Source organism: Bradyrhizobium sp. 142, from assembly GCF_023074015.1.
Taxonomy (GTDB): domain Bacteria; phylum Pseudomonadota; class Alphaproteobacteria; order Rhizobiales; family Xanthobacteraceae; genus Bradyrhizobium.
Genome location: NZ_JADPKQ010000266.1, coordinates 1 through 10,006, shown reverse-complemented (window position 1 = coordinate 10,006; position 10,006 = coordinate 1). Strand labels below are relative to the sequence as shown.

9 protein-coding genes and 1 pseudogene are annotated in these 10,006 nt (G+C 58.8%); 3 read left to right on the top strand and 7 right to left on the bottom strand.

Annotation, left to right across the window (positions count from 1 at the left end):
- Positions 1-1,238 precede the first annotated feature (1,238 nt).
- Positions 1,239-1,418: a hypothetical protein gene (locus IVA82_RS23915; RefSeq protein WP_247391514.1), complete on the top strand. Its 180-nt coding sequence runs from the start codon at positions 1,239-1,241 to the stop codon at positions 1,416-1,418.
- A 428-nt stretch (positions 1,419-1,846) separates the two neighbouring features.
- Positions 1,847-2,071 (top strand): hypothetical protein, encoded by a 225-nt coding sequence (locus IVA82_RS23910; RefSeq protein ID WP_247493586.1) that lies wholly within the window; start codon positions 1,847-1,849, stop codon positions 2,069-2,071.
- A 112-nt stretch (positions 2,072-2,183) separates the two neighbouring features.
- Here the strand turns inward: IVA82_RS23910 and IVA82_RS23905 are convergent.
- The 7 genes and pseudogenes from IVA82_RS23905 to IVA82_RS23875 all read right to left on the bottom strand — a co-directional run.
- A pseudogene (locus IVA82_RS23905) lies at positions 2,184-2,293 on the bottom strand (SOS response-associated peptidase); the annotation flags it as partial.
- Between the two features lie 97 nt (positions 2,294-2,390).
- Positions 2,391-3,362 (bottom strand): hypothetical protein, encoded by a 972-nt coding sequence (locus IVA82_RS23900; RefSeq protein WP_247391511.1) that lies wholly within the window; start codon positions 3,360-3,362, stop codon positions 2,391-2,393.
- A 210-nt stretch (positions 3,363-3,572) separates the two neighbouring features.
- Positions 3,573-3,860: a hypothetical protein gene (locus IVA82_RS23895; RefSeq protein WP_247391510.1), complete on the bottom strand. Its 288-nt coding sequence runs from the start codon at positions 3,858-3,860 to the stop codon at positions 3,573-3,575.
- A gap of 20 nt (positions 3,861-3,880) precedes the next feature.
- Positions 3,881-4,498 carry a hypothetical protein gene (locus IVA82_RS23890; RefSeq protein ID WP_247391509.1) on the bottom strand — a complete coding sequence of 206 codons (618 nt, stop codon included), beginning with the start codon at positions 4,496-4,498 and terminating at the stop codon, positions 3,881-3,883.
- 197 nt (positions 4,499-4,695) lie between these two features.
- Entirely contained in the window at positions 4,696-4,854 is a 159-nt protein-coding gene (locus IVA82_RS23885) for a hypothetical protein (RefSeq protein ID WP_247391508.1), read from the bottom strand.
- Between the two features lie 21 nt (positions 4,855-4,875).
- Positions 4,876-5,883 carry a hypothetical protein gene (locus IVA82_RS23880; RefSeq protein WP_247391506.1) on the bottom strand — a complete coding sequence of 336 codons (1,008 nt, stop codon included), beginning with the start codon at positions 5,881-5,883 and terminating at the stop codon, positions 4,876-4,878.
- Positions 5,884-5,894: 11 nt separating this feature from the next.
- A complete protein-coding gene (locus tag IVA82_RS23875; protein WP_247391505.1) occupies positions 5,895-8,759 on the bottom strand; it encodes a transglycosylase domain-containing protein in 2,865 nt (954 codons plus the stop codon).
- A gap of 376 nt (positions 8,760-9,135) precedes the next feature.
- Here IVA82_RS23875 and IVA82_RS23870 point away from each other — a divergent pair, with 376 nt between their 5' ends.
- Positions 9,136-9,711, top strand: coding sequence for a hypothetical protein (locus IVA82_RS23870; protein ID WP_247493585.1), 576 nt, complete (start codon positions 9,136-9,138; stop codon positions 9,709-9,711).
- The last annotated feature ends 295 nt before the right edge of the window (positions 9,712-10,006 follow it).

The following is a 10,006-nucleotide window of genomic DNA, read 5'->3' as shown; positions in this document are numbered from 1 at the left end:
CTTGGGTGACCCATCCCAGCTCTCCATGCCGAAAAACGAATCTCCCGAAAATACCAGCAATTCCAGGATCAAAGATCGCGACTTTCTGACTCAGTAAGACTAGCGGCGACCCAATTCACTAACGACACGTTAAATTCCTTGGGGATGTGAGCAATATTGACCAGCGCCGAACGCAGCGGAGGTGCCACAGTGGTTCCATCACCGCCCACCACGGCAACTACGGGTGACTGAGAGTTCTATAACGCTCCCGCCTGATTAAGGCGTGCAACATGCTCCATCATCCCCAAACGCTATCTCCAACGTGTCGAACAGAAGCGGTGTTGGCTCGGATTACGCCCGGCCACTTTGGCTTCGATATCCGGACATGGTCTCTGCTATCAAAAGAGCTGCCTAGAATGGCGAGGACCGTAGACCTTTCCGGGTCCGGCCTCGCCCGGTCTTCAAGACCGGACATGGCCAGTTCGCCCTAGGTAGTCGGCCAAGGGCCAATGGTGGACTTAACCGTCCCCCCTTCAGGGAGGTCGACGTCTTTCGTTGATGAGCCGTCTGATGGCAGCTACTGCCCGAACAAGGGGTGGCGGCAAGCGCCCCTTTCGCGCTGGAATGACGACCAGAACATAGAGCACGTTGAGCAGCAGCCAGATGGCGACCGCGATCAAAAAGAACTTCATGAAAAACGCCCGGCTAAATCCGGCAGAGGAAATTAATGAGGCTACGACATCGAAGCGCAGTTGTTGCTGCGGTTCAAGCGCAAACCATCGGGCTGCGCGTCGCGAAATACTGATTTCGACTCAATGCTCTGGCCGATCACGAGATTTCCGCTCGGCCCTCAGGAGCCGACTGGATCGCCCGGCGCTTCAAGAGGCGAGCGCAAGACGACTGCCCGCATTAGCTGCGTCTGTTCTGCGTTACTAACCGCAACGGAATGTTGTGGAGATGCGCGCGGACTCGCACGGCCGGTTCTGTTCTGCCCAGCGCGCGGGCGATCTCGTCCGGTCGACTGCCCGCCGCCGCCATCGCCAACAGGCGTTCATGCTCTTCCGATGTCCACCGTCTCACGAGCGGGTAGCGCGACTGATCCATCGCTCCAGCGACTCTAGCCCCTAGGTTCCGGCCTGCTAACATCGCTTGATTCGCGTGGAGGAACCAAATCCTTCTGTGCATTTATGGACCTCCCGGAACTAAGTACCGCTGAAAGAGTCATCGCCAAGACACTGCCGACGTAACGAGGTGAAGTGGTGGCCGGTAAAAAATATCTGGCGGAGCAAGCCGCCACCCTTCTGAAGTTTGCCAAGGCAACCACCAATCCAAACGTTGCGGCTGGCCTTCTTTCTAAGGCCGCCGATCTGTCATCCAAGAGCGAAGAGGCGCCTGAAGACAGCGCCCAAGCGCCCGGCGTGGAGCAGCCGCAGAGCTGACCACGCGAAGAGGCCGCCTGCGGGCGGCCTCTTTCTCTTGCCGGTACCCACGCCACGCCCGCGATGTGCAGCGGCCATCGGCCTTTCTCCTACCGCCGGAATGAGCGATCGATGTCGCGCAGGAGAGCCACGTGCCGCTTCAGTATAGCGCCCCGACTTCATCCCAACGGGTCATTGATGTCGGGTGAGAAAGACGTGCCGCGCTACAATTCCTTCGGCCGAGAGCCTCTCGCAACGGGAGCGGCCGCGAACTGAGGTGGTAGCGCAGTCGCTCCGATGTGAAGCCAAACCGAAAATCGATACGCAGCAAACGCGCCATCAACTGCCCGATAGCTGTCGGAAAAACCATTAAAATCGTTCTAGGTCATAATCATAATGACGCTGACGCAAAAACAAAAATTAAGGTGGAGAAAAACAGGGAGGTTGGAATGGAAACCGTACAGCGCTTGCGCGCGATGGCGTTGTTGTGCCGACAGAGCGCCGCGTATCATCCAGACAAAAGCTGGAAGCTGCTCGCTGAGGCCGACTATTGGGAGCATTTGGCGGCTGCCGCGCTCTCAGAGCAGCTGAAGGACGGCTCCGCCACTGCCAATGAACTTAGCTGCTGCTTAGTGTCGCAATTCGTCTCACTTCGAATTTCATCGGGGGGCTAACAGCATGAGTATTCGCAGTCGCACTATCGGCCGAAGGCGTCTTGGCGCCAAACCGCGCGGGGTGATAACTGATGCCCCAGCGCATCAGTGTCATCTAGGTCGCGGCTTCCGTGTTGCGTATCACCGGCGCTGGATAGGCCGGAAGGCGCCGGGCATGGGCTGCAAGTTGCCGACGTAGCCGTTGACCACGCGGAAGAGCGCGAGGATGTCCCAGTTATTCACAGGGCCGTTAGACCCTCACTGCATCGTCACTGGCGCCGCCACGATCTCGATCTTGGCCGAACGGCCGCAACCGTCCGGGCTGATGCATGTCACCGTTTCATTTTCGGGACCACGTAGTGTCGAACTCCCTGAACAACTCTTTGCAGTCCCAGCGGCTATCTATGTGAACGTGCCAACCCCCTCCGCGTGGAGCAAGCATTTCGCGAATTTGGCTGTCGATCTCCATAAGCGCTGAACTGGAGCGCTGAAGCGCAGTTGCGTAAATGCTGACATCGCCGCCCCTGGCGGGTAGCGCGGCACGCAACAATTTCATGTTCTGCTCATGGAAGTGACAACCCAAAAAAACGATCCGTTCTGCGTTGGACACCTTGTTCGCCAGCTTTGTCAAAATCTGCGCGTCAGAAATTTCCTCGTTAAAAGTAGTGATGCGATTCCAAAGCGGGACCAAGTCACAAGCGTCGGGCTTTCGGCCAAACGCAAGGCCATGACCTTTATTCTGCCACGGCAAGTCTGCGACTTGTCCGTACACATGGTCTATATCTAGCTTCGCATTTATGATGGCGGCGGCGTCTTTTTCCGGAAGGTGGTAAGCCTGCTGCATCCCCATAAAAAGGAAATTCTCAAGAGTCCGGTCGTAGTTGAATGTGATCACGTTGAGCTTGTCAAAAATACTCTCAAGGTTTTTGCTCCTTATGATGCCGGCTTCGAGAATTGACCAAAGTTGTTGAAACCACGAGTGGCGAACTTTTGCCGCATCGCGAAAACTGAGCTTGTGTGGCGCACTCAGATCGACATACATATCGCAACCGTTCTCACTCTCAAGAATGACCTGCGCGATGGCGAGTTTGCCACACTGCTGCACAAGCTCTTGGTCTTGATGGCGGTTCAAATAGCCGTCAATTGACGAAGACCAGCCGACCAGTCCTTCAGAGATTTGTCGGCCAGCGTGATAGTAGGGGTTCGGATCCGCGCGGGGATCGTCTCGCCGAGCGAGCAGTTTTAGTGCTTCCGCCGTAAGATCATTGCCGCTCTTTTTTGCGGTATCCGTCCTCGAAGCTGATTTTGACATATTCTGCGATCCAGCGGGCGAGCTTGTCGCCCATAGGCATTTGAATATCGAAACCAGCGCCCGCGCCAATTATGAAGAGGGTCCTTCGTCCAAGCATCCGGGTCTCCGCTATGGCGGGGTTCAAGGTTGATTCGCGAGGCTCAAGGCTGACACAATGCAGGGTAGCAACGTGAGGATCGGGAGGCTTGTCCCGGTTATTCACAGGGCTATTTAAACCATCGCTGCATCGTCACCGGCGCCGCCACGATCTCGATCTTGGCCGACCGGCCGATCCCTTCCGGGCTGATGCACGTCACCACCAGCGGCGGAATCATGCGCAGCCCGGTTCGTGCGCGATGGTCCGCTGCAAACCTGTTCGATGCCGTGGAAGCCGTAGCGCGTGACGCTGGCCGAGCCGCGCGCGTCGAGCACGACCAGATGAAACGGCCGCTCGAAGTTGCAGCTCTCGACAAAGTCGGAGATCAGCTTGGCGAAGCGCTGTTGGTCGTGCGGTGTCATGCGGTGTAAACGGCGGCATCCTACTCTAGCTTGAGGTCGTACCACTGTGGCATTCTATCGGTCGAGAACCTTTCGTGAGAGTATGGCACCGCCCAATTTGGAAGCCCTGCCGACTCGAGCTGGTCCCAGACAAGCAGACCAGTCACTGGATAGCGACTTTCACATGACCAGCCTTGCTTTGCTTCTTCGGTCGTGAAAATTCCGTCGCCTTTGCGCTTCCAAAGCCTGACCAGCGACCGTTTACTCCCGCTTACAAGGGCTGCGCGATGAGCACTCGCAATCGCTTGGCGAATTGCGTAATCGACATCACTCAGCCAGATTTCCAAGAATGGTAGGCGATGTTGCCCGTCAGGACGGTCGTAGGTGTGGTAAAACCACGTCCCGAACTCCTTCGGGTCGTCATCAAACTTAAGTTCGACAAGAAGGTACTTCGGAAATGTCATCAGACCCGATATTTCATAGCCTTGCTCTCGGCCTAGGTCGTGGCTTGAGCTTCTGCCGAATCCAGCCCGTCTCATAACGCTCGTAATATAGACGTCGAAGTGGTCTCGTCCGGCGAAGAATGCCTGCGTTTTATCATCCCAACAGACTTGCTGCATTTGTACGGTGTCGCCGGTCGCTTTCTTTCGTCTGAACATTTCTGTTGCCCCAAACAGCTAAACGACAGCGCCGAAACCTGCACATTTGGACTGTGGAAAGCAACAGGAACGCAGGGGATAACTGCACCTATTGGTTGCGAGCTAGACCTTATGAGTCCCAAATGCGGCGAACAAGCACGTGGGGCTGCAGGATGGAAATTTGGACGGTCGGCATCATCATCGGAATAGCCGTGATGCTAATGCACCGCCTTGACCGCCTCGGCAAACAGCTTGAGGCGGTGAATGCGATGATCCGGGCCGACGTTGCGCGCACCAAAGAGGACCGCGACGAAGTTTTGGAGGAGTGGAAGGAGAACAAGAAGCAAACCGTGAAGGATGAGCGGCTGCCAGGCCATTCGTCGCCGCACACGATCCGCTCATTCCCGCTCCATCATGTCGGCGATCGCCTTGACGCGGCTTCTGGCGTATTTCGGCAGGCCGGCGCTTAAGGAATCGCCGCTGTTGAAGGAGCTCTTGCCCATCAGCAGTTGCGCGGGCACGAGATTCCGCAGAATGGGAGTATTGATGTATTCCCTCTGCTTGTTCAGCACGTCGTTCCTAACGGCAATCAGGATGTAGACCGTCGCGATGGCAGCTTCCCGCTCGGTCGGATGCTGTTGCAGAACCGCAAGCAGCTTGCCGAACTGGATGACCTGGTTGACCCAAAAGATGTTCTGCTCGAGCGCGCTGGTGACTGTGGAGTCGAGCCCTGTCAGGCTCGGCAGTTCGCCAAGCTGCGGCTGCGTTACCAACATGATCTCACTCTGGAACTCGATGAAATCCGGAATGGGCTTTTTGCTCTCCTCGCGCAGCTTGTTGGCAAGCTGAATGCCCGCCGGAATTTTCCCTTCGAACATGTAGCGGGACTGCATGCAGATCGCCTTCGCATCCTCGCACCAGCGGCGATCCGGTGGACGGTTGTGCGCGGCGGCCACGTCAGTGTTGGGAACAGCATCGCCCGCCGTGATCGGTCGGTGCTTGACTGCCGGATCGATCTGCTCGAGGAACGCGACATTCGCATACCGCGACAGATCCAATGCCGCTGCCGGTCTTGGAAGTCGAAACCGCGCCTCCGCCTGGTAGACCGAGAGCTTCAGCTTCGTTTGTTGGTTGAGCGTGGGCTCAACGAAGCCCGGGAAGAGCGAGAGGAAGCGCCGCTGAACCGGATGTGAGCGGGCCCAATCGTCGAAAGGAATGAGCCCGGTCGAGGAATCGGCGAGCTTGTCGTTGCGTTGGTCGGCGAAGATGACCGTGCGCGGCTTGATCTGTGCGATAGGGAAACCGGCGGCTGCGGGCACGTCTTCCAGCTGGAATTCCTGCGCGGCCGCGCCCGTGAAAGTGGCCACGCAGGCGGCGATGAGGACAGCGGCACGGCGGAATCTCATGGCGTCAATGCTCAATTCAGCCGCCGCCAGAAATAATCGGGATCGACTCGGAGCGGCGGTCGCGGGAGTCGGTCCTCGTCATCGGGAGGTCCGCGCCAGGTGGGATATTCGCGCGGACCAAGACGCCAGGTCGGGAATGGAAGGGGCAGCCGATTGTCGCCGTACTGGCGGTTGTCGTGGGACCACTGCTGGAATGGCCCGTCGTCGTCGTCACGACCGCCACGATAGGCGTAGCTTTCTGCACGCGAGACGATCCGAAATTGCGTATCATCGATTCTGCCCGACGGATCCCTCTTGAGATACTCGGTGAAAGCGCGGCCGGAGCCGGCCGGTGAGGGATCGCCGGTATAGGGATCGATCGACAGAGCAACGAGCTGATGCATGGCTTCGCGCGAAGGGCCGTTCAACGCCGTCTTGGGAGCGTGCAACTCCCAGGCTGCCTGCACGATCGGCTCGAACATCGGCAGCGCCACTTTTGATCCGGTCTGGCCGGGCCCAAGCGTGCGGCGCACGCCGTCGCTGTTGTCATAGCCGACCCAGATGGCGATGGTGACGTCATTTGTGAAACCGACGAACCAGGCATCCACCGAATTATCAGTGGTGCCAGTCTTGCCGCCGACATAGGGCGAGAGATGCTTTACAACGCGTGCGGTTCCGCGCGCGAGCACGCCCTGCAGCATTGATTTCAACTGGTAAAACGATGCGCGGTCGGCGAGGCCGATCCAGGACACCGCATGCGGATCGTGCCGGTAGATTGGGCGGCCGTCCTGTTCGATCGTTTCGATCGCATGGGGCTGGGGCCGTGCGCCTTCGTTGGCGATCGCTGCATAGAACGCCGCAAGGTCGATGAGCCGCACTGCTTGGGCACCGAGCACGAAGGGGTAGTGTCGCGTGCATTCTTTGTAGAGCTGCGCTTCCATCGCGACGTCGCAGACCCGGTCGAGGCCGTGCTCGGCGCTGTCGTCGAGACCGGACGCTAGTAGTTGCACGGTGGCGAGATTCCGGGAGTTTTCCAGTGCGCGCCGCAGTGTAATGGCGCCCGAAGCGCCGCCATCGTAGTTCCTCGGCGACCAGAAACCGCGCTGGCGAGCGGAGACCGTCGCGCCGATCGGTGGCAGCGTAATGGGTTCGTCCATCACCAGCGTGTTGGGCTGCAATCCCTTCCGAAGCGCGGCGAGGTAGGTCAGCGGCTTCAGGGTGGAGCCGGGTTGCCGCAGGCTCTGGACGACGCGGTTGAGCTGGCTTGCCGGATACGAAAAGCCGCCCGCCATCGCGAGAATGCGACCGGTTTCGTTCCCGAGTACGAGCGCCGCTCCCTGCACGGTCGGTCGAATACGCAGATCGGCTCGCGCCGCTTCCTTGCCCTTGGCTTCGCGCGGCTGGACGTAGACCACATCGTACGGCTTGAGGCCGCGCTGGATCGCGGCGCTCCAGGTGTTCAGGGGCAAGATTCTTCCGTCGGTCAGACCGACGTTGATCGCATGGCCGCGCTTGCTACGCGCATTCTCCAGGACGACCGCCGATTCCCAGTGAACGTCATAGAGAGGTAGTCGCGTCGCCTTCAACGCCACGAGCCAAGCCGGTTCCGTGACCCTCGAGTCTGCCGCAATCAGACGGACCGTATCGGAAATGTTCGCCTCGGGTCCGTCAAATTTGTAACGACCGGTGTTCAGCTCGTACCGCGCGAGGCCTTCCTGCAATGTCGCTTCGACTACGCGCTGCAAGGCCGAGTTGACGGTCGAGTGCACCGTGTAGGAGGAATTGGTGAGAGTATCGAGGCCCGCGGCCACCTTTGCCTCGCGGGCGATGTGATCGACGAAGTGAAAGCCGAAGTCCCGTCGCGTCTGCCGGTACTCGACGAGTTGCGGCAATGCTACTTGCGCTGCGGCGGCGTCGATCATGGCGTCGTCCTTCATGCGGCCCAGCACGTAGCCAAGGCGCTCGCGCGCGCGCTCAGGGTAGTGGTCGGGATTGAAGTAGTTCGGCCCCTTGGCGAGCGCGGCGAGCAGCGCGCCCTCGACGGCGGAGAGCGCCTTGGCTGATTTGCCGAAATAGCTGCGTGCCGCCATTTCGATGCCCCAGGCTCCGCGACCCAGATAAATCGAATTGAGATAGAGCTCGAGGATTTCCGCCTTGGTCAGGGCGTGCTCCATCCGCGAGGCAACGATCATTTCGCGCAGTTTTCTTTCGTAAGTGATGTCGTTGCCCACGAGCAGGTTCTTGGCGACCTGCTGCGTAATGGTCGATCCGCCCTGCGCCCGGCCCGGATGCGTGAAGTTGCTGATGAAGGCGCGGACCAGTCCGCGCTCGTCAACGCCTGCGTGTTGGAAGAAACGCTTGTCCTCGGCGGCGACGAATGCGTTGCGCACCGCTTCCGGGATTTCCGCAAGCTTGACCGAGATGCGGCGGTTGTTCGGCGCGTAAATCTCGGCAAGGCGCTCGCTCTTGTTGTCGAGGACTTCGCTGGTGCCAGGAAGCCTGAGGTCCTTAAGCTGCGCCGCGTCGGGCAGGTCCTTGACCGCGCTGTTGTAGAAGGCGATGACCTGACCAAGATCGACCGGAGATATTTCCACGTTTTCGACCTTGCAGAACTGTCTGTAGGCCACGTGGAGGTCGGCCAGATTCAGTCCTTTGAGCGCCTTGATCTCGCTGTTCAACGCCTCCCTGTCATCCATGGCAGTGGCAATCAGATCGTCCAGGTTGATGTCCTCGATGTCGAACGCCTTGCGCATGTGGGCGCAGCCAGCACCCAAAAGCTGCGCCACCTCGGAGCGGTCGCGCACCGCATCGAACTCGGTCTTGACCCCATCCGGACGGGTGGTGACCTGGCTGAAGGCAAGCGCCGTGGCGAAGATCTTGATGAGAATCGAGTCCATGACCTGCCAACGGTCGAAAAGCCGCCTCCGTATGGTCCCGTTTTTGTAGAATAATATAAACAAGGCTGTTTGGAGGAAAAAGTTCCCGATAACTCGCTTTGGCCGCGGTGAGATGCGGTCATTCAAGAGGGGGCCAGCGACGTGGGTATTTTGATTTCCAGAGACCTGCGAAGAGCACTAGCGACGCCGCTGGTCGCCACGTGCCCCGTGAGCCTTCGGGCGGAGGACCCTTGACAACATCCGGGCGGTCCAAGCCTTTGCGGCCGATTACATCGCCCACGAAGAGATCATCTACGGTTGAGCGCGCACCGTTCCGGACCGCGGAACTAACGCTGTGGTCTGTGCGTTTTAGAAGCAGAGCATTGGCAGCGCACCCATGAATACCCCTCTTCCAGTCGTGCTTGCCGCGGCACTTCTCAGCGCCGCCGTCGCCACGATGCCTGCGGATGCTACTTCTAGAAAAAAGAACACCCGGACTGCCGCGATCCCCCCTGCAGCTAGCGTCGGTCAGCCACCCACGGACAGGTTTTTGGCCTGCGATGTCCGGGTGCGGGACTATCTTCGCGAAGGCGGAGCGGCGATACGGGTGACCAAGATCGAAGTGGACGATGCCCGACTGCAGTTGAACATTCATCATGAGTACGGAGAGGCGGGAAAGTCGTCTCGAAAATACCTGCGCGGGGACACTGAAGAAGAAATGCGCAAAAACCTGCGCGGAATATTGGATGAGTTCGCTGCGGCTGCGAAGGCCGCATCGGCTGGTCGCGCTTGGTATGTGATCGCTGCTCGCAAGGTCATGCCGGAGCTCCGCGAGGGTCCGGGCGACACCACGAGCCCGTGGACGGCAATCGTACTTGCGGATTTTGAGGGAAAATGCAGACCCATTACATTCTATCAGTCTATCGATCGGAACAAACTCGATCCTGAACTGAGCAAGAAATTGGATGAGTGATTTTGCGCTTGAAGTGACTTGCAGTCGTAGCGAAGGCACCTGCACGCTATGACGAGCGCTGAGGATGCTCAACCCACCAATCGGCCGTTGTAGTTGTATGTGCTCGCCGGTGAGTTTGCAGTATTGGCGGCGAGACTCGGCTTTCGTTGCCTATAAGACGGCCGCCGACTGTGGCCGCTTCTGCGATCTCTCACGCAGAGCTGGTCCCGCTTGTCTGAACAGACTTTCCGCGTCGATAAGTGGAGCCTCTGCCGAGATTAGGCCGCCACGCGGAGCGGCGGAAGGTTGAAGTAGG

Coding starts and splice junctions, on each gene's coding strand:
- IVA82_RS23910 (WP_247493586.1), top strand. CDS start 1,847: ATGGAAACCGTACAGCGCTTGCGCGCGATGGCGTTGTTGTGCCGACAG.
- IVA82_RS23900 (WP_247391511.1), bottom strand. CDS start 3,362: ATGTCAAAATCAGCTTCGAGGACGGATACCGCAAAAAAGAGCGGCAAT.
- IVA82_RS23895 (WP_247391510.1), bottom strand. CDS start 3,860: ATGACACCGCACGACCAACAGCGCTTCGCCAAGCTGATCTCCGACTTT.
- IVA82_RS23890 (WP_247391509.1), bottom strand. CDS start 4,498: ATGTTCAGACGAAAGAAAGCGACCGGCGACACCGTACAAATGCAGCAA.
- IVA82_RS23885 (WP_247391508.1), bottom strand. CDS start 4,854: ATGGCCTGGCAGCCGCTCATCCTTCACGGTTTGCTTCTTGTTCTCCTT.
- IVA82_RS23880 (WP_247391506.1), bottom strand. CDS start 5,883: ATGAGATTCCGCCGTGCCGCTGTCCTCATCGCCGCCTGCGTGGCCACT.
- IVA82_RS23875 (WP_247391505.1), bottom strand. CDS start 8,759: ATGGACTCGATTCTCATCAAGATCTTCGCCACGGCGCTTGCCTTCAGC.
- IVA82_RS23870 (WP_247493585.1), top strand. CDS start 9,136: ATGAATACCCCTCTTCCAGTCGTGCTTGCCGCGGCACTTCTCAGCGCC.